General features: G+C 59.8%; 16 protein-coding genes. 10 read left to right on the top strand and 6 right to left on the bottom strand.

The window, feature by feature from the left end; genetic code table 11:
- Positions 1-4: 4 nt before the first annotated feature.
- The 8 genes from dgcA (at position 5) to FGI04_RS19755 (ending at position 9,419) form a co-directional block, all read left to right on the top strand.
- Positions 5-970: an N-acetyl-D-Glu racemase DgcA gene (gene dgcA / locus FGI04_RS19790; RefSeq protein ID WP_407337141.1), complete on the top strand. Its 966-nt coding sequence runs from the start codon at positions 5-7 to the stop codon at positions 968-970.
- A gap of 20 nt (positions 971-990) precedes the next feature.
- Entirely contained in the window at positions 991-2,883 is a 1,893-nt protein-coding gene (locus tag FGI04_RS19785; RefSeq protein WP_407274226.1) for an ABC transporter ATP-binding protein, read from the top strand.
- A 218-nt stretch (positions 2,884-3,101) separates the two neighbouring features.
- Positions 3,102-4,658 (top strand): glutathione ABC transporter substrate-binding protein, encoded by a 1,557-nt coding sequence (locus tag FGI04_RS19780; RefSeq protein WP_342699058.1) that lies wholly within the window; start codon positions 3,102-3,104, stop codon positions 4,656-4,658.
- A gap of 17 nt (positions 4,659-4,675) precedes the next feature.
- Positions 4,676-5,596 (top strand): ABC transporter permease, encoded by a 921-nt coding sequence (locus FGI04_RS19775; RefSeq protein WP_342699059.1) that lies wholly within the window; start codon positions 4,676-4,678, stop codon positions 5,594-5,596.
- Between the two features lie 8 nt (positions 5,597-5,604).
- Positions 5,605-6,507 carry an ABC transporter permease subunit gene (locus FGI04_RS19770; RefSeq protein WP_038902969.1) on the top strand — a complete coding sequence of 301 codons (903 nt, stop codon included), beginning with the start codon at positions 5,605-5,607 and terminating at the stop codon, positions 6,505-6,507.
- 11 nt (positions 6,508-6,518) lie between these two features.
- On the top strand, positions 6,519-7,574 hold the full coding sequence (locus FGI04_RS19765) for a DmpA family aminopeptidase (RefSeq protein WP_407337140.1): 1,056 nt from the start codon (positions 6,519-6,521) through the stop codon (positions 7,572-7,574).
- A gap of 31 nt (positions 7,575-7,605) precedes the next feature.
- Entirely contained in the window at positions 7,606-8,427 is an 822-nt protein-coding gene (locus FGI04_RS19760; protein WP_342699061.1) for a M55 family metallopeptidase, read from the top strand.
- Between the two features lie 29 nt (positions 8,428-8,456).
- Positions 8,457-9,419, top strand: coding sequence for an isoaspartyl peptidase/L-asparaginase family protein (locus FGI04_RS19755; protein WP_407337138.1), 963 nt, complete (start codon positions 8,457-8,459; stop codon positions 9,417-9,419).
- 81 nt (positions 9,420-9,500) lie between these two features.
- On the opposite strand, the gene FGI04_RS19750 is transcribed toward FGI04_RS19755, so the two are convergent.
- From FGI04_RS19750 to FGI04_RS19725, 6 genes are read right to left on the bottom strand one after another with little or no spacing between them, the layout of a single operon-like run.
- Entirely contained in the window at positions 9,501-11,012 is a 1,512-nt protein-coding gene (locus tag FGI04_RS19750) for a serine hydrolase domain-containing protein (RefSeq protein WP_407337137.1), read from the bottom strand.
- The gene (locus FGI04_RS19745; RefSeq protein ID WP_168363820.1) at positions 11,009-11,749 is read right to left on the bottom strand and encodes an ABC transporter ATP-binding protein; all 741 of its coding nucleotides are present in this window, start codon (positions 11,747-11,749) and stop codon (positions 11,009-11,011) included. The genes FGI04_RS19750 and FGI04_RS19745 overlap by 4 nt, the downstream gene beginning before the upstream one ends.
- A gap of 13 nt (positions 11,750-11,762) precedes the next feature.
- Positions 11,763-12,593 (bottom strand): ABC transporter ATP-binding protein, encoded by an 831-nt coding sequence (locus FGI04_RS19740; RefSeq protein WP_342699064.1) that lies wholly within the window; start codon positions 12,591-12,593, stop codon positions 11,763-11,765.
- Entirely contained in the window at positions 12,594-13,496 is a 903-nt protein-coding gene (gene nikC, locus FGI04_RS19735; protein ID WP_342699065.1) for a nickel transporter permease, read from the bottom strand.
- Positions 13,493-14,503: an ABC transporter permease gene (locus FGI04_RS19730; RefSeq protein WP_016943495.1), complete on the bottom strand. Its 1,011-nt coding sequence runs from the start codon at positions 14,501-14,503 to the stop codon at positions 13,493-13,495. The genes nikC and FGI04_RS19730 overlap by 4 nt, the downstream gene beginning before the upstream one ends.
- On the bottom strand, positions 14,503-16,098 hold the full coding sequence (locus tag FGI04_RS19725) for an ABC transporter substrate-binding protein (protein WP_168364642.1): 1,596 nt from the start codon (positions 16,096-16,098) through the stop codon (positions 14,503-14,505). The genes FGI04_RS19730 and FGI04_RS19725 overlap by 1 nt, the downstream gene beginning before the upstream one ends.
- Positions 16,099-16,298: 200 nt before the next feature.
- Here FGI04_RS19725 and FGI04_RS19720 point away from each other — a divergent pair, with 200 nt between their 5' ends.
- Together FGI04_RS19720 and FGI04_RS19715 are read left to right on the top strand one after the other, a co-directional pair.
- Positions 16,299-17,381 (top strand): dipeptidase, encoded by a 1,083-nt coding sequence (locus FGI04_RS19720; protein ID WP_407322061.1) that lies wholly within the window; start codon positions 16,299-16,301, stop codon positions 17,379-17,381.
- A gap of 127 nt (positions 17,382-17,508) precedes the next feature.
- Positions 17,509-18,417 carry a LysR family transcriptional regulator gene (locus FGI04_RS19715; protein WP_342699068.1) on the top strand — a complete coding sequence of 303 codons (909 nt, stop codon included), beginning with the start codon at positions 17,509-17,511 and terminating at the stop codon, positions 18,415-18,417.
- Positions 18,418-18,419 lie beyond the last annotated feature (2 nt).

Raw genomic sequence — 18,419 nt, 5'->3', positions numbered from 1 at the left:
CCCGATGCGACAGATGCAAATTGAAACCGTAGAACTGCCGCTGGCCCGTCCGTTCGCTATCTCCCGCGGCACCCGTACCGCCGTCACCGTGGTGCGGGTCACACTGGAAGAGCGTGGCTTTATCGGCCGCGGGGAATGCACGCCCACCGCGCACTATCAGGAAACGGCCGACAGCGTAACCCGCCAGTTGGAAACCGTGCGTCAGGCAGTGGAAAACGGTATCAGTCTGGGAGCACTGCAACAGTCGTTGCCGCCGGGATCGGCCCGCAACGCCCTGGACTGCGCGCTGTGGCGACTGAATGCTGCGCTTGCCCGACAAACGCTGTGGCAACACCTCGCCATCGCGCCACCGCAGTCAATCATTACCGCCGAGACCCTGAGCCTCGACAGTCTGGAAAACATGGCGAACGCCGCCAAAGATGCGGTGTCGCGCGGCGCGTTGTTATTGAAGATCAAGCTCGACCGGGATCAGATTTTGGAAAAAGTGGCGGCAATCCGCCAGGCGGCCCCCAATGTCACGTTGATTGTCGATGCCAATGAGGCCTGGAGCGGGTTGGATCTGGAATCGTTGCTGCGCCAGTTAGCCGCTCATCGCATCGCGATGGTCGAGCAGCCGTTGCCCGCCGGACAGGACAGCGCGCTGGCGACATTTAAACACGCGATCGCGGTATGCGCCGATGAAAGCTGCCACCACCGGGGCGATATCGCCGCGCTGTGCGACCGCTACGAGATGATCAACATCAAGCTGGACAAATGCGGCGGACTGACCGAAGCACTAGCGATGGTGGCACAGGCACGTCAGCACGACCTGCGCATCATGGTTGGCTGCATGCTCGGTTCCTCGCTGGCAATGGAAGCCGCTCTGCCGGTGGCGCTGGCGGCCGAACACGTTGATCTGGATGGCCCGATTTGGCTGGCCGCCGACAGCTCGCCTTACCTGACGTATAACCTTGGCCGCATCTGGCTGTGACAGAACCTACCGGAGTGACGATGACGGATACCACCCTAACCGCAATCCCTGCTGCGACGGCCTCTGCCCCGACACCGCAGCCGGTGCTGGAGATAGACGACCTGAGCGTTAGCTTCAGCGGTCGCTCCGGCACCCATCTGGCGCTCAAGGGCGTATCCTTCAGCCTCAACAAAGGGGAAGTGGTCGCCGTGGTCGGCGAGAGCGGCTCTGGCAAATCCGTCACGTCGCTGACGGTCATGGGGCTGCTGGCCGCATCCGCCCGAATTGAACGTGGCGGCATTCGCTTTACCGATAGCACCGGTCGCCGCCATGACCTGCTGACCCTGAAGGACGATGCCCGTCGCCGCCTGCGCGGTCGCGATATGGCGATGATCTTTCAGGAGCCTATGACCTCCCTCAACCCGGTGCTGAAAGTGGGTGATCAACTCACCGAAGCCTTGCTCGACCACCACATGTGCGACGCGGCCAGCGCCGATAGCAAAGCGCGCGAACTGCTACGCAAAGTGCGGATCGCGGATATCGACCGGGTGATGAACAGCTATCCACATTCGCTGTCCGGCGGGATGCGCCAGCGGGTGATGATAGCCCAGGCGCTGGTCTGCGACCCGCAGTTACTGATCGCCGACGAACCCACCACCGCGCTGGACGTGACGGTACAGGCACGCATCCTGCAAATCCTGCGTAACCTGCAACGCCAGAGCAACATGTCAGTGTTGTTCATTACCCACGATATGGGCGTGGTAGCGGAAATCGCGGACCGCGTGGTGGTCATGTATCGCGGTGAGGTGGTGGAACAAGGCCGGGTCGAGGATATTTTCAATCGTCCGCAGCACGACTACACCAAAGCACTGCTGGCGGCGGTACCGCGACTGGGCGATATGCGCGACAGCGCCTGGCCCAGGCGCTTCCCGCTGCTAGGGCAGCAAAACGCGACAGCAGAACCGGATCACATGACCGCGCGTTATGACGCCCCGCCGTTGCTCGATATTCGTGGCCTGAAAGTGTACTACCCCATTCGCAGCGGCATTTTCTCTTCCGTCACCCACCGGGTACATGCGGTAGAGCAAATTGATTTCGCCGTCTGGCCGGGGGAAACGCTGGCGATCGTCGGCGAATCCGGCTGTGGCAAATCCACCACCGGGCGGGCACTGCTGCGTCTGGTGGAAAGCCAGACAGATAGCCTGTTGTTCGATGGTCAGGAGATTGCCGGTTTACATGACCGCGACTTCCAGCCGCTGCGCCGCAAAATGCAGATGGTGTTTCAGGATCCTTACGCCTCGCTCAACCCCCGTCTGACGGTAGGTTTCACCATTGCCGAGCCGCTGCTGCTGCACGGGTTGGTGAAGTCGCTGGAAGACGCCACCCCGCAGGTGCAGGCGCTACTGAAAAGCGTCGGCCTGCAACCGGAACACGCACAGCGCTATCCGCACGAATTTTCCGGCGGCCAGCGTCAACGTATCGCCATTGCCCGTGCGATGGCGCTGCACCCTCAGGTGATCATTGCTGACGAGGCCGTGTCGGCGCTCGATGTGTCGATTCAGGCACAGGTGGTCAACCTGATGATGGACTTACAGCAGAAGACCGGCGTGTCATGGATTTTCATCTCCCATGACATGGCGGTGGTAGAACGCATCGCCAACCGCGTGGCCGTGATGTACCTCGGTCAGATCGTAGAAATCGGCCCGCGTCAGTCGGTGTTCAACAACCCACAGCATCCGTATACCCGGCGTCTGCTGGCCTCGGTACCGATAGCCGACCCTGACCGTCGCTATACCCGTGAACTGGACGACAGCGAAATCCCCTCACCGTTGCGTAAGGCGAACGAGGTGGTGGAAAAAGCCCGCTACCGCGAAGTCGCCCCGCACCATTGGGTCAGCGAAGCCGGGTTCGGGTCGCCGTCAACAGGGGCCTGACGTTATTCATCGTCAATCGCACGTTATTGATCGTAAGACGTTATTGATCGTAAGTAGTAAACCGTAGCACCGTCCAACACCAGGGACACCCTAACTGCCCAAGGGCAGTCACCGCGTCGGCAACGTACTGACTACGGTGAAAATTAAACAGTAATAAAAACAAACAATAATAGAAAGCAGCACAACAACCAGCAACACAAACCATTACAGGAGACACCATGAAATCGTTACTACCCGCAGTAACTTCACGTCGTTCCGCTGTCGCACTTGGGCTGTCATTGTGTTTGGCCGCTGCCGCTCAGGCTCAGGATCTGCGCATTTCCATGTACGCTGACATCACCGGGCTGGATCCGCACGACACTTCAGATACCCTGAGTTACTCCATCCAGAGCGGGATCTTTGAACGTCTGTTCCAGTTCGACGACCAGATGAAACTGGTGCCTCAACTGGCAACCGGTTACACCGGCAACGCCGATGCGACCGAATACACCATCACGCTGCGTGAGGGCGTGACCTTTCAGGACGGTACACCGTTCAACGCTGATGCAGTCAAAGCCAACCTTGACCGTCTGGCCGACCAGAGCAAAGGGCTCAAGCGCAACAGCCTGTTTAATATGATCAAGAGTGTGACGGTCGTATCGCCGACACAGGTCAAAATCGAGCTGAATAAATCCTTCGGTGCGTTTATCAACACCCTGGCGCATCCGTCTGCGGTGATGCACAGCCCGGCCGCGTTGCAACAGTACCCGGATGAAACCCAGCTGCGTGTACACCCGGTCGGTACCGGTCCGTTCAAGTTTGTCGAATGGCAGCAGGGTAAAGACGTCAAACTGACGAAATACGACAACTACTGGCAGAAAGGCTGGCCGAAAGTTGATAACGTGACCTTCTACCCGTCGCCGGAAGACGCCACCCGCGTCGCCGCCTTGAAATCCGGCCAGTCTGACGCTATCTACCCGTTGCCGTCCGACCTGGTGAAAACCGTTGAAGACGACACCAAGCTGGCTGTCCAGCGTGACCCCAGCATCTATCTGTACTATATGGCTATCAACACCCAGCACGGCCCGCTGAGTGACGTGCGGGTACGCCAGGCGCTGAACTTTGCCATCAACCGGACTATGTGGCTGAGAGTGGGTTTCGCCGGTATGGGTCTGCCTGCTGCCTCGGCCATGGCACCGCGCGTGCAGTTCTTCTCCAGCCAGAGCGAGCCGAACTATACCTACAGCCCTGCGAAAGCGAAGGAGCTGTTGAAAGAAGCCGGTTACGAAAAAGGGCTGGAACTGAAACTGTGGGTCAGCAACGCCACCTCCGCTGTGCGCAGTGCGCAGTTCTTCAAACAGCAGCTTGAGCAGGTCGGCATCAAAGTCACCGTGACCCCGATGGACTCCGGTACCCGCAACGAAAAACTGTTCGGCGTGAAAGATCCGAAACAGGCTGAATTCGACTTGTACTACGGTGGCTGGTCACCGTCTACCGGTGATGCCGACTGGGCGCTGCGTCCGCTGTTTGCGACAGAATCCTGGGTGCCGAAAGCCTATAACGTGTCTTACTACAGCAACCCGGATGTGGACAAAGCTATCGTCGCCGGTCTGGCTACCTCAGATAACAGCAAACGTGCTGCCGCGTATGCCGATGCCCAGAAACTGATCTGGAAAGACGCGCCGGTGGTATTCCTGGGTGTACCGGACAACCTGGTCGGTAAAGTGAAAAATCTGTCTGGCGTTTACATGCTGGCGGACGGTTCTCTGATCTTCGATCAGGCTGAGTTCAAGTAATCGCACAGGGGATCACCATGTTTGCTTATATCGTCCGACGTTTGCTGGAAATGATCCCGGTCTTGCTGGTGATCTCCCTGTTGGTGTTCGGTTTTATCAAACTGTTACCGGGTGACCCGGCACGGATCTATGCTGGCCCTGACGCTCCCATTGAGGCGGTGGAAGCCGCCCGTGAGCATTTAGGGTTGAACGATCCGCTGCCGCAGCAGTACCTCCACTGGCTGACCGGGTTGGTTCACGGTGACCTTGGCGTCACCTACCGTACCCAACAGCCAGTGCTGAGTGTCATCAAAAAAAGTTTTCTGCCAACGCTGTGGCTGGCGCTGGCCGGTTTCGCCTGGTCGGTGATCCTCGGCCTGCTGATCGGCGTGTTTGCCGCGCTTAAACGGGGCAAATGGCAGGACTGGTCTTTGATGAGTCTGGCGGTAGGCGGCATTTCGATGCCGCCGTTCTGGCTCGGCCTGTTGTTAATTCAGTTTGTCGCCATGCCATTCGGCCTTTTCTCAGTCAGCGGTTACAACAAACCAACCGACATTATTCTGCCCGCGCTAACGTTGGGCGCTTCGGTCGCGGCGGTGATGGCGCGCTTTACCCGCTCGGCGTTTCTGGAAGTGATGCAGGAAGACTACGTGCGCACCGCCCGTGCCAAAGGGCTGCGCCAGCGGCTGATTGTCTGGAAACACGTGATGCGTAACGCGCTGATCCCGGTTATCACGATGCTCGGGTTGCAGTTCGGCTTTCTGCTGGGTGGTTCGATTGTGGTGGAAAGCGTGTTCAACTGGCCGGGGCTCGGCTGGCTGTTGATTGAATCCATCAAGAGTCAGGATCAGCCAGTGATTCAGGCACTGGTGATGCTGTTCGTATTTGAATTTATCCTGATCAACCTGCTGGTCGACCTGCTGTACGCAGTGGTGAACCCGGCCATTCGTCTGCGTTAGGAGCTGCGATGAACACCTCTCAAGAGCCGATCGTGGCACCCTCCTCCGCCCTGAACGACAGTACGATTCGTTCACCGTGGCGCGATTTTCTGCATGCGTTCATCCGCAACCCGATGGCGCTGGCCTCCGGCGGTTTTGTGTTACTGCTGGTGCTGGTGGCGGTGTTCGCCCCCTGGCTGGCTCCCTGGAACCCAATGGAGCCGGACTGGATGGCGCTTGGCGCGTCGCCTTCCGCCAGCCACTGGATGGGCACCGACGATCTGGGCCGCGATGTGATGAGCCGTATCATTTATGGCGCACGCATTTCGCTGTACATCGGTATTGTCTCCGTCACGCTGGGTATGGTGGCGGGCATCGCCCTCGGCTTGCTGGCGGGCTACTATGGACGCACTATCGACATGCTGATCATGCGCGGCTGCGACGTGCTGTTCGCGTTCCCCGGCATGTTGCTGGCGATTGCCGTGGTGGCAATCCTCGGCCCCGGCCTGAATAACGTGATTATCGCGGTAGCGGTATTCAGCGTGCCGGTGTTCGCCCGCATTGTGCGCGCCTCTACGCTCTCACTCAAACAGGCGGCCTACGTTGAAGCCGTCCGCTGCGCCGGTGCGCCGGACCGGGTCATTCTGTTGCGCCATATCCTGCCGGGTACCTTGCCGAACGTGATTGTGTATTTCACCATGCGTATCGGTACCAGTATTCTGACCGCTGCCGGGCTGAGTTTCATCGGCCTGGGGCCGGAACCGGATGTGCCTGAATGGGGTAACATTCTGGCGATGAGCCGTAGCATGATGATGGCAGGCCAGTGGCACGTCAGCGTCTTCCCCGGTTTAGCGATTTTCTGCACCGTACTGGCCTTTAACCTGCTGGGCGATGCGCTACGCGATACGCTGGACCCGAAACTGAAAAGCTGAGCGAACCGATCATGACACCTTATCAACAGGCGCAACTGCTACCGCTGCTGCAACGCTGGCGGACAGAGCGACAACTCGGTACACCGCGCCTGCCCTGCGGCCCGCATAACCGCCTGAGCGACGTACCCGGCGTGCGGGTCGGCCATGCTACGCTGGCCGGAGGCGAGATTCAGACCGGCGTGACCGCCATTGTGCCAAACAGCGATAACCTGTTTATACAACCGCTGCCCTGCGGTGCGGCGGTGCTCAACGGTTTCGCCAAACCGGTAGGGCTGGTGCAGATTGAAGAACTGGGACAATTACAAACCCCCATCCTGCTCAGCAACACCCTGTCAGTCGGCACACTCTTCACCGCGTTGGTACGCGACGCGATTGGCCACAATCCCGAACTGGGCCGCCGTTTGCCGACCGTCAATCCGCTAGCGCTGGAGTGCAACGACGGCTGGCTCAATGATATTCAGGCGCTGGCCGTCACCGAAGCGATGGCGCGCGCCGCGTTGGATAGCGCCACGGCGGATTTCGCTCGTGGCAGCGTGGGTGCCGGGCGCGGCATGAGCTGCTTCGCGCTCAAAGGCGGCATCGGCACCGCCTCGCGGCAGATTGCGGAACTGGACGCCACCCTGGGGGTACTGGTGCTGGCCAATTTCGGCACCCTGCCCGCCCTGACGCTGGACGGCGTGCAGGTTGGCGACGCCATTGCACCCCTGCTGCCGGAACTGACACCGCAGCAGGATGCCGGTTCCATCATCATTATTATGGCGACTGACGCCGCGCTTGATGCCCGTCAGTTGACCCGCATCGCCCGCCGCGCGGGTGCCGGGCTCGGTCGGCTCGGCAGCTATTGGGGTCACGGTTCCGGCGATATCGCGGTGGCCTTTTCCACCCAACCCACACCGCAGCCACCGGAAGACGCGCAACTGGAGCCGCTACTGAATGCCGCGGCCGACGCCACCGAACACGCGGTGCTGGATGCGTTGTTACAGGCCGAGGCCGTCACCGGTTTTCGCGGCCACCATCGCCCGGCCCTGACTCAGGTACTGGACCGTCTGGCACAAGATTTCGCATAACCGCCTGAGAACAGGCGATAAGGACGCTGACATGAAAGTATTTATTTCTGCGGATATCGAAGGCATCGCGGGTGTGATGCGACCGGAACAGTGCAGCCCCGGCACGCCGGAACATCAGATAGCACGCGGGCTGATGGAACAGGAAGTGAACGCCGCCATCGAAGGCGCGTTCGCCGGTGGTGCCAGCGAAGTGGTCGTGGCCGACAGTCATGCCGCCATGACCAACCTGCGCGCTGAAAACATCGACCCGCGCGCCCGTCTGGTGCAGGGCAAACCACGCGGTTTGTCGATGGTGGAAGGACTGCAACAACAGCAATTCGACGGTTTGATGTTCATCGGTTACCACAGCGCTGCCGGTGAGCACGGCGTACTGGCGCACACCATTAACGGCCGGGCATTTTACCGGGTGCGTATCAACGGCGAAGTGATGGGCGAAAGCGACATCTACGCCGCGGCAGGTGCTGAACTGAACACCCCGTTGTGGCTGGTCAGCGGTGACGACACGCTGCAAAGCTGGATCACACGTTACTACCCGGCGGCCGATTACGCCTGCGTGAAACGCGCCATTTCCCAGACCGCGGCAGAATCGCTCAGCCCGGAGGCCGCCCGCAACGCTATCCGGCTGGCAGCAACCCAGGCAGTGCAAAAAGCGCATAAAGAAACCACCACCCGTTTGCAGCCACCGTATGAGCTGGAACTGATGGTCGCCAAACCGGTACTGGCAGACCTGTTCTGCCTGATCCCAGGCGTCGTTCGCAAAGACGCCATCACCGTGGGTTACTCGTCACCCACCATCGCGCCGATCGTCAGCTTGCTGGGTGCCTTTTCCTATCTGGCAACCACGCAGAACTAATGCCCTGAACATAAGGAAGCACATCCAAGATGAAACCGGTCATTGTGATTCATGGCGGCGCAGGCGCGCTGAGCCGCACAGCGATGGACAGTGAAAAAGAACAGCGCTATCGCGCCGCGTTGCAGGCGATTGTCACCCGCGGGCAGGAGATTCTGGCTGCCAACGGCAGCGCGCTGGATGCGGTCACCGAAGCCGTACGTCTGCTGGAAGAGTGCCCGTTGTTCAATGCTGGCAAAGGTGCCGTGTTTACCCACCGTGGCACCCACGAACTGGACGCCAGTATTATGGACGGCCGCTCGCTGGATGCAGGTGCCATTGCCGGGGTTAACCATATCCGCAACCCGATTCTGGCTGCTCGCACCGTGCTGGAACGCAGCCCGCACGTGATGTTCACGGCAGAAGGCGCAGAAACCTTCGCCCGTGAGCAAGGGCTGGAGATGGTCGAGCCAGATTTTTTCTCCACCGACGAACGCTATCAGCAGTTACTAAAAGCGCAGGCGGGCAATGACAAGATCCTGCTGGATCACGACGGCGAACGCCAAACGCAAGGCGCTGATCCGCTCGATCCGGATCGCAAATTCGGTACGGTGGGTGCCGTTGCGCTGGATGCTGCCGGTAATCTGGCAGCCGCCACGTCCACCGGCGGCATGACCAACAAACGTGCCGGACGTGTCGGCGACTCACCCATCATTGGCGCTGGCTGCTACGCCAACAACCGCACCGTCGCGGTCTCCTGCACTGGCACCGGCGAGGTATTCATGCGTACCGTCGCCGCCTATGATGTCTCCGCACTGATGGAATACGCCAACCTGCCGCTGTCGCAAGCTGCCGATAAAGTCGTGATGGAAAAAGTGCTGGCGCTAGGCGGTAGCGGCGGACTTATCGCCGTTGACTACCAGGGCAACATCGCACTACCGTTCAACAGCGAAGGCATGTACCGCGGTTACGGGTATATCGGCGAGGAAGCCGTGGTGGGGATTTATCGGGATTAAACACCTGTCGGCGAAGGAAGTCGCACACCAGAAAGGAAAATCCGTTTTCCTTTCTGGTACCAATAGTTCAATCCGCCAACCTCACCCGCGCTGATACCGCACCACCCGGCTGCGATTTAGTAACAGCGTCAGGTAGCCGTCTTGTATCAACAACGAGAACCGTTTTTCCCACGGCCCGTCTTGCACGGTCGCCAGTGCACGGCCGTTGCCAAGCGGTTGCAGAGAACCGGCTATCGCCGCCGGACCGAGCCCCATCACGATACAGTCACCGTCGATCACCAGTTCGCTGCGGGTATCCGGCCAGTACCAGCGGCCTTGCAGGCCCGCCACGCTATCGTCGGCTTCCACCGGCCAGAAACGACACGGTGCGTGGCCGATTTCTCCGGCTATCGCCATACCGTCCTGCCGTAATCTCATCGGCAGATGGCTGGACAATGACATCGCCACGCCGGGCTCCTCGCTACGGTACAAGGTTTCCGTCGCCCCCAGCCAGCAGGCGCCTGGGCCTTGTACGTCCAGCCAGTGCCCGCCCTGCTCTGCAACATACAGCCCCGGCGTCAGGTCGTGGCCGCGCGTGGGCAGTGGCTGGTCCAGCAGCGCCGACATCACCCGCAGCACACTGTCGTAGGTAGCGACATCTTCGCGGTTAGCGACCAGCGCTACCCCCGCCTGTGATACCGGGTCGAGCAGGAAGTAACTCTTGTAACCGGCGTGAGAGCCGCCGTGCCCCACCAACTGTGCCAACCCAATGTGGCTGTGTGCCACACCGAGCCCGTAGCCAGTCACGCGGCCGTCACGCAGGTAGCGCGGCTGGGACAATCGTGCCAGCACACCCTCACCCGGCCCCTGATTCATTAGCAGCGCTTGCAGCCAGACGGTCAGGTCATGCACGCTGCCGGTGACACAACCCGAGGTAGACAAATGCAGCCCGGCGCAGGATAACTGCCAGCCCTGCGGCGCTCGCCAGTAGCCCGGCACCAGCCCCGGCACGATATCAAACCAGGTTTCCGGCGCGCTGAGGGCAATCCCCAACGGCTGGTTGATGTGCTGGCGCAGCAGGTCGGCAAAATAAATGCCCTTGGCTTTCAAGGCTTCTTCCACCAGCCGGTAGCCGGTGTTGGTATAGGAGATCTCGCTGCCCGCCGGGTAATTCAGCTCGCCATTCTCCGCCAGAAACGCCAGCAAGCTGTCAGCCGAGGTGGCGTTGTACACCGATAACCCCAGCAGCGACAGGCTTTCGCGCACATCCGGCAGGCCGGATGTCATATCCAGCGCCTGCCCGACCGTCACCTGACCGTTTTCGCCAGTCAGTTGCGGCAGATGCCTCTCGAGACTGTCCGTCAGCGCCAGTGCCTGACTGGCCGCTCCCGTCACCAGTGAGGCAAACAGGTGCTTGGTGACTGAGGCGAAACGTACCACGCTCTGGGTGGTAAACGGGGTGTTCTGCGCCAAATCCGCCAGCCCACCGCAGCAGGCGGCCCGGATCTGTTCGCCATCGAATAATGTGATAGCACCGCCCGGCTCACCGGGTTGATGCCAGGATTGTGTGATCGCCTGCGCTTCATCAATGGCGCGCTGCCAGTGTAATGTCATGCCGGTTCCTCCAGCGTCATGCTTAAATCGTACAGTTCCGCCGTGTGGGGGTGATGCAGGTTACGCGCCCGCAAGTCTTCCACACTGAGCTGTTCCACCATTTCGCCATGCTGCATCACACCGACGCGCTGGCACAGATGCGACACCACCGCCAGATTGTGGCTGACCATGATATAGGTCAGCCTACGCGCCTGACGCAGGTCTGTCAGCAGGTTGAGGATTTCCGCCTGCACCGAGACATCCAGCGCCGAGGTCGGTTCATCCAGCAATAGCACTTCCGGCTCGGCGATCAGTGCGCGGGCAATCGCCACCCGCTGGCGCTGGCCGCCGGAAAGCTGATGGGGAAAACGAAAACGCGCCGCGGCAGGCAGGCCGACTTCATCCAGCGCCCGGGTGATACGTTGTTCGGCACGATCGAATCGGTGCACCAGCAACGGCTCATGCAAAATACGATCGATAGTCTGGCGTGGATGGAGTGATCCATACGGATCCTGAAACACCATCTGCACCTGCCGGAAAAAGCTGCGATCCCGTCGGGCCAATTGCGCCATGCCGCCAAACTCGATGCGCCCTTGCCAGTGGGTATTGAGCCCGGCCAGCGCACGTAAAATGGTGGATTTGCCGGAACCGCTTTCGCCCACCATACCGAAACTGTCACCGCTCTCCAGTGCGAAGGACACCCCTTTCACCACCTCGAGGTTACCGAAGGCAATGCGCAGGTTTTCTACGTTAATCATGCATTTTCCCCCATCACGCGTCCCTCCAGGCCGGGTCGCGTTGCAGCACCGGCAGCCGAGCGCGCGGGTGTTTCAGCGACGGCAGGCAAGCCAGCAACCCCTGCGTATAGGGATGCTGCGCCTGTAACAGTTCGCTGGCCCGCAGCAGTTCGACGATCCGCCCGGCGTACATCACCGCGACGCGATCGCAAAAATGCGACACCAGCGGCAGATCGTGACTGATCAGGATAAGCCCCATGCCACGTTGCGAAACCAGATCGTTAATCAGGCAGAGGATCTCCGCCTGCACGGTGGCATCCAGCGCGGAGGTCGGTTCATCGGCAATCAGTAATTCCGGGTCGGGTGCCAGCATCATGGCGATCATCACCCGTTGCCCCATACCGCCCGACACCTCATGCGGATAACGCCCTGCCACCCGCTGCGGGTCACGAATGCGCACCTGATCCAACAGGTCGATGGCGGCATCCATTGCGGCACGGCGGCTGCCGCCTTTGTGCTCGCGCCAGGCCTCCGCCACCTGCTGGCCGATGGTCATCACCGGGTTCAGCGAATACTTCGGGTCTTGCAGGATAAAACCGACCCGCTTGCCGCGAATCTGGCGTAGCGTTTTTTCACTGGCACCGCGCAGGTCGATACCGTCAAAGCTCAGCTTGTCGGCCTGAACACGGGCGCTACCCGGCAGCAATTGCATCAGGCTACGGGCCGTCAGCGACTTACCGGAACCGCTTTCACCGACGATAGCGAATTTTTCCTTACCAACGCTGAAGCTAACGCCACGCACCGCCTCAAACGCTTCCGTCCGATTGGCAAACGCGATACGGAGATTCTCAATTTCCACCAGCATTTAGCGCTCCTTCGGGTCCAGCACATCACGCAGGCCATCACCCAAAAAGTTGAAGGCCAGCGAGGTCAGGAAAATGGCGACGCAAGGCACCAGCGGCACCCACCAGGCGTTGAACAGGAAACGACGCGCAGTAGCGATCATCGTGCCCCACTCCGGTGACGGCGGCTGTGCCCCCATGCCAAGAAAGCCCAGACTGGCGGCGGTGATGATGATGGAGCTCATGTCCAGCGTCACCCGCACAATCAGGCTCGGTACACACAACGGCATAATGTGGCGCAGAATGATGCGCAGCGGCGCGGCACCGGTCAGGCGGCTGGCGGCGATAAAATCGGTATGACGGAATTGCAGCGTTTCCGCTCGCGCCAGCCGGGCATACGGCGGCCAGGCAGTCAGCGCAATCGCCAGAATGGCGCTTTCCACTCCCGGTTTCAGCGCTGCGACAAACGCCAGCGCCAGCACCAGCCGAGGAAAGGCCAGAAAGATATCGGTCAGCCGCATCAGGATTTTATCCAGCCACCCACCAGCATAACCGGCGATACAGCCAACCAGCAGGCCGATGGGCGCGGTCAGCGCCACCACCGCGAGCACCATACCCAGCGTGGTACGCCCGCCGTAGACAATACGGCTGAACACATCACGCCCCAGTTCATCGGTGCCGAACCAGTGCGCCGCAGACGGCGCGGCCAACCGGTTAGACAGGTTCTGAAAACCGGGGTCGTAAGGGGCCAGCCAGGGGGCCACCAGTGCCAGCAGCATCACCACCGCGATGATGATCAACCCTATCATTGCCAGCGGATTGGTGCGAAACCCCAGCCACAGGCGGTAACGCTGCCCCCACACCGCCTGACGGCGTGTGGCGGGCGTTTCGTCGAGCAACCAGGCTCGTGAGACCAAAAAACTCATGTTACGCGGGGATCCAAAAGTCGATAGAGAATGTCAGCCAGCAGGTTCAGCAGCACATAGGCCGCGCCTACCAGCAACGTGGCACCCACCACGGGGTTCATATCTGCGTTGAGTAACGCGGTGGTGAGGTATTGGCCCAACCCCGGCCAGGAGAAGACGTTTTCTGTCACCACCGCACCTTCGAGCAGCCCGGCGTAGGTCAATGCCAGTACGGTGACCAGCTGTACCGCTACTGTGGGGAACGCGTGCCGCCAGACCACCCGACGGGACGATAACCCTTTGGCGCGGGCGGTGATCACAAACTCGCCGCTGAGTGCGTTAAGCATGAAGGTGCGGGTCATACGGGTGATATACGCCATGCTGAAATACGCCAGAATCAGCACCGGCTGCACCATGTGCGCCAGCGCATCACGCAGCGCGTCATAGTCGCCCGCCAGTAGCGAATCCACCGTCAGCAACCCGGTCACATGCGGCACCATGTCCTGAAAGAGGATGTCCTGCCGCCCCGGCCCCGGCGCAATACCCAGCACCGCATAGAACACCAGCAGGCTGAGTAACGCCAGCACAAACACCGGCAGTGAATGGCCCGCCAGACAGATGACGCGAATCACCTGGTCGACCCAGCGCCCCTGGCGCACCGCCGCCCACACCCCAAGCGGAATGCCGACCAGCGCCGCGACAATAATCGCCGCTGTCGCCAGTTCCAGCGTGGCAGGGAAATAGCGAGCAATATCGGTGGTGACCGGGTTAGAGGTCAGGACCGATCGACCTAAATCGCCGTGCAGCAGTTGATTCAGGTAGTGACCGTATTGCACCCACAGGGGCTGATCCAGCCCCATTTCCTGACGCACCCGCTCCACCACCGCCTGCGGGGCATTGTCCCCAACGGCGGCCAGCACAGGGTCGGTCGGCATAATCCGACCGATGAAAAAGGTCAGTACCGAAAGCCCCAACAGGGTCAACAACAGGCTGCCGAGCGTACTGCAAAAACGAATCAGTATCTGCATCAGGCTTTCTTCACCTGCTGGTAAGGCACCTTGCTTAAGACCGTCATGGTGACGTCGCTAAGATTCTTGCGACAGGCCAGCGTTTTTTCATCCTGCATCATCAGTGTGAACGGGCTCTGCTCACGGTGGTTACGTTGCAGGGTTTCGTACAGCGCGATGCGTTTGGCTGGGTCCTGCTCATGCAGCGCCTGCTCGGTCAACTGATTGAATTTTTCATCCGACCAGTTGCAACGCCACGCCAGCGTGCGGTTGCGCGCACCATCGCTGTTGTCGGTGTTGATGCAAAACGCTTCGGCATTGGAGTTCGGGTCAAAATAGTCGGCCCCCCACGCGGTCAGCGCCAGTTGCTGCTGGCGGGCGCGCATTTTGGTCAACACCTGACGGTTTTCCGCCGCGATCAGTTTCACGCGGATGCCGATAGCACCCAACTGGGTCTGGATCGCCTGCGCGATATCCGGGTACGGCTGCGCGGAGTAGTGATCCAGGGTAATGTCAAAACCATCGGGATAACCGGCGTCTTTCAGCAACGCTTTGGCTTTAGCGACATCCAGGTGGAACGGGTTATCGTCCAGCGCCGCCGGGAAGCCGCCCGGCAGGAAGCTCTGATGCACTTTGTGCGTGAGCGGCAGAATGTTTTTCTGGATGCTGTCATAGTCCAGCGCCCACTTGATAGCCTGCCATACCTGCGGCTTTTTCAGGAACTCGTTGGCGGTATTGCAAGACAGCAACATCACGCTGGCGATGCTCTGGCGCACCAAATGGTAGTTGCTGTCGTTCACTAACGGGCGGATCTGCTCGGTGGTCAGGTTGCGGGCGATATCCACGTCCCCTTTTTGCAGCATCAGCAACTGGGCGGACGGGTCAACAATGTGTTTAATCAGCACACGTTTGAAGGCATTGTTCGCCGGGAAGTGATCGTTTTTCTGCAAAATGATGCTTTCGCTGGCCTTCCAGCTCACCAGTGAGAACGGGCCGGAACCGGCGCTGTTCTGCTTCAGCCACTGGTTGCCCAAATCGTCGTTTTGCTGATTCGCCAGTGCGGCTTTTTTCTGCACGATGCTGCCCACCGGGGCTGACAGGCAATACAACAGGAAGGTTTCCGCCGCGGGTTTGTCGAGGTTTATCACCAGCGTGCTGTCATCTGGTGCGGTAATGTGCTGCTCGACATTGTCTTTGGTAAAGCCGAACTGATTGATGATGAACGCCGGGCTTTTATCCAGCTTCACCGCGCGTTGCAGCGAGAAGGCCGCATCGGTGGCGGTCACCGGCGAGCCATCGGCGAATTGGGCTTTCGGGTTGAGGTGAAAAGTGAACGTTTTGCTGTCGTTGGCCACTTCCCAACTGACGGCCAGATCGCCAATCACCTCTTGCGGATTGGCCGGGTTCGGCATCACCAAACGCTGATAGAGATTGCCGATAATTTCGGTTCCCACCGCCTCGAACCCTTCCTGCGGGTCGAGACTGGTCATGTTATCAAGCTGCATCGCCATCACCAGTATTGAGGGCGGCGTATCGGCAAACGCGGTGTTCACATTAAGCCAGGACAGGAAAGGTACGGTCGCGCAACCGGCAAGAAAACGTCTTCTGGTAACCATTAATCCCCCAAGTGTCTGATTTTAAAATATAAAAAAAGATATTTTTTCTTTTTGCGGCTTGACAGACATCACGGGCGCTGGCTTAAATGGTGACGCGGCGAACAAAATTTCTCCGCCTGAATGACCTGCACCAGGAAGGTGCACATCAGGTTCCATCTCAGAAAATCATTTTCCTTCAATCCAGTATCGGTACTTCATCCATGTCAGATTCGCCTGTGTCAGACAAGCCGCTTGAGCAGCACGCCGCACTCCCTGTCTTTGATGGTCACAACGACGTGTTATCACGTCTGTGGCGGCTTCATCGCGATAATCCGACCGACGCCTTTCTGAACGGGCCGTCGCAAGGTCACATTGACCTGCCCCGGATCCGGCAGGGCGGATTCGCTGGTGGCCTGTTCGCCACCTACGTTCCCTCTGCCAACGGTGATGCAACATCCATACCAGGTGGTAACGTTTCATTAACGACCCCGTCGATGGCGCAGGCGCGTGACATCAGCTTCTGGATGCTCTCCACCCTGTTGCGCCTTGAAGCGGCGTCTGGCGGGCAACTGCGAATCTGCCGCAGCGTGGCGGATATCCGCCGCTGCATGGCAGAAGGCGTGGTGGCCGCCGTGATGCACATTGAAGGTGCCGAGATGCTGGATGCCGAACTGGATCTGCTGGATATTCTCTACGCCTCTGGGCTGCGCAGCCTGGGGCCGTTGTGGAGCCGGCCGAATATCTTCGGTCAGGGGGTACCCTTTCGCTTTCCTTCCTCTCCGGACACCGGCGACGGCCTGACCGATGCCGGGCTGCGACTGGTACGCGCCTGCAACGCCAAACGCATTCTGGTGGACCTCTCCCACATGGATGAAAAAGGCTTCTGGCAAACGGCGGCGGTTTCCGATGCACCACTGGTAGCCAGCCACTCCAATGCCCACGCCTTGTGCGCCCAGTCGCGCAACCTGACGGACAGCCAACTGGCGGCGATTCGCGAACGCGACGGGTTTGTCGGCGTCAATTTTGGTACCTCCTTCCTGCGTGCCGACGGCCGTAAAGACCCGGCCGCCACGGTGCAGGAGATCGTCCGTCATGTGGAGTATCTGCTGGAAAAACTGGGAGAAAATGGCGTCGGCTTCGGTTCCGATCTGGATGGTACCACCATCCCCGGTGACATGAAGGATGTGGCCGGTTTCCCCATTTTGGTGCAAGCACTGGCCGGGCGGGGCTACTCGCGCACTCTTTTGGAGAAAATCTGTTACGGCAACTGGTTGCGCGTGCTGGAAGCCACCTGGGGCGAATAGCCAGCGGGCGCGGCTTGCGGTGGTTGCACCGCGTTTTTCAATTATCTGGCGTGAATTTTGCTTGTTTATACGTTGGATCGTGCTCCATCGGGCCGGTCGGGAACACTCCATATACAGGACTCAGGTTATGCGTTTACGCCACATCGAAGTCTTTCAGGCGATCGTTCAGGCCGGCACCATCAGCGGTGCAGCACGGCTACTCAACGTTTCCCAACCCAACGTCAGCCGGGTGCTGAATCACGCCGAACAGCAATTGGGATTCGCGTTGTTCGAACGGCGTTCGCAAGGCCTGGTCCCCACGGTGGAAGGGCAACGGCTGATGCCGGAGATAGAACAGCTCTACAGCCAGTTGCAGACAATTTCCCGCCTGACCGAGAACATTCGCAAAGGCCAGTGCGAAACCATGCGACTGGGTGCGGCTCACGCCTTCGGCCAGATGATTGTCGCCCCGGCGATGGTCGAGTTCCAGCAGCAGGTGCCGCTCATGAACATCGAACTGGTCACCGAGCACTTCAGCACCCTGTGCCAGAACATTCAGCAGCACCAGCTCGACCTGGCGCTGGTGTTCGGCCAGCAGGTGCCGCCAGATTTACTGGCCGAACCGCTGTGCCAGTCACGTATGGTAGCGATCCTGCCGAAAGACAGCCCGCAGCAAGGCCCGGTATCGCTGGACTGGCTGTGCCACAACAACCTGTTGATGATGCAACAGCAAGACCCGCTGGGCCAGGTGGTACACCGCGCACTGCATGATCGCCGCCTTAAACCCGCCGCATCGCTGTACATCAAAACCTATTCGGTGATCGCCGACATGGTGCTGGCAGGTGGTGGTACCGGTATTGTCGACCTGTTCACCGCCCGTCGTTACGCCGACCAGCTCAAAATCGTGCCCATCAGCCAGCCGCTGCCGTTCGAAGTGATGCTGATAAGCCGCCGCGATATCCCGCAATCCCGCGAGATCCTGCAACTCAAACAGGTGCTGAAAAGTAAGTGCCGTGAACTTGCCAGCCAGTGCCAGCCGCTGCTGGACGCCGCCTGATT

Origin of the sequence: Dickeya ananatis, from assembly GCF_019464615.1 — a bacterium.
Taxonomy (GTDB): domain Bacteria; phylum Pseudomonadota; class Gammaproteobacteria; order Enterobacterales; family Enterobacteriaceae; genus Dickeya; species Dickeya oryzae.
Note: the sequence above shows the minus strand (reverse complement) of the source record. Positions and strands in the feature narration are given on the sequence as shown.

Bases quoted from the DNA above. Each gene is read 5' to 3' on its own strand.
- FGI04_RS19765 (WP_407337140.1), top strand. From the start codon at position 6,519: ATGACACCTTATCAACAGGCGCAACTGCTACCGCTGCTGCAACGCTGG.
- dgcA (WP_407337141.1), top strand. From the start codon at position 5: ATGCGACAGATGCAAATTGAAACCGTAGAACTGCCGCTGGCCCGTCCG.
- FGI04_RS19725 (WP_168364642.1), bottom strand. From the start codon at position 16,098: ATGGTTACCAGAAGACGTTTTCTTGCCGGTTGCGCGACCGTACCTTTC.
- FGI04_RS19780 (WP_342699058.1), top strand. From the start codon at position 3,102: ATGAAATCGTTACTACCCGCAGTAACTTCACGTCGTTCCGCTGTCGCA.
- FGI04_RS19720 (WP_407322061.1), top strand. From the start codon at position 16,299: ATGTCAGATTCGCCTGTGTCAGACAAGCCGCTTGAGCAGCACGCCGCA.
- FGI04_RS19755 (WP_407337138.1), top strand. From the start codon at position 8,457: ATGAAACCGGTCATTGTGATTCATGGCGGCGCAGGCGCGCTGAGCCGC.
- FGI04_RS19770 (WP_038902969.1), top strand. From the start codon at position 5,605: ATGAACACCTCTCAAGAGCCGATCGTGGCACCCTCCTCCGCCCTGAAC.
- FGI04_RS19750 (WP_407337137.1), bottom strand. From the start codon at position 11,012: ATGACATTACACTGGCAGCGCGCCATTGATGAAGCGCAGGCGATCACA.
- FGI04_RS19785 (WP_407274226.1), top strand. From the start codon at position 991: ATGACGGATACCACCCTAACCGCAATCCCTGCTGCGACGGCCTCTGCC.
- FGI04_RS19760 (WP_342699061.1), top strand. From the start codon at position 7,606: ATGAAAGTATTTATTTCTGCGGATATCGAAGGCATCGCGGGTGTGATG.
- FGI04_RS19745 (WP_168363820.1), bottom strand. From the start codon at position 11,749: ATGATTAACGTAGAAAACCTGCGCATTGCCTTCGGTAACCTCGAGGTG.
- FGI04_RS19730 (WP_016943495.1), bottom strand. From the start codon at position 14,503: ATGCAGATACTGATTCGTTTTTGCAGTACGCTCGGCAGCCTGTTGTTG.
- FGI04_RS19715 (WP_342699068.1), top strand. From the start codon at position 17,509: ATGCGTTTACGCCACATCGAAGTCTTTCAGGCGATCGTTCAGGCCGGC.
- FGI04_RS19775 (WP_342699059.1), top strand. From the start codon at position 4,676: ATGTTTGCTTATATCGTCCGACGTTTGCTGGAAATGATCCCGGTCTTG.
- nikC (WP_342699065.1), bottom strand. From the start codon at position 13,496: ATGAGTTTTTTGGTCTCACGAGCCTGGTTGCTCGACGAAACGCCCGCC.
- FGI04_RS19740 (WP_342699064.1), bottom strand. From the start codon at position 12,593: ATGCTGGTGGAAATTGAGAATCTCCGTATCGCGTTTGCCAATCGGACG.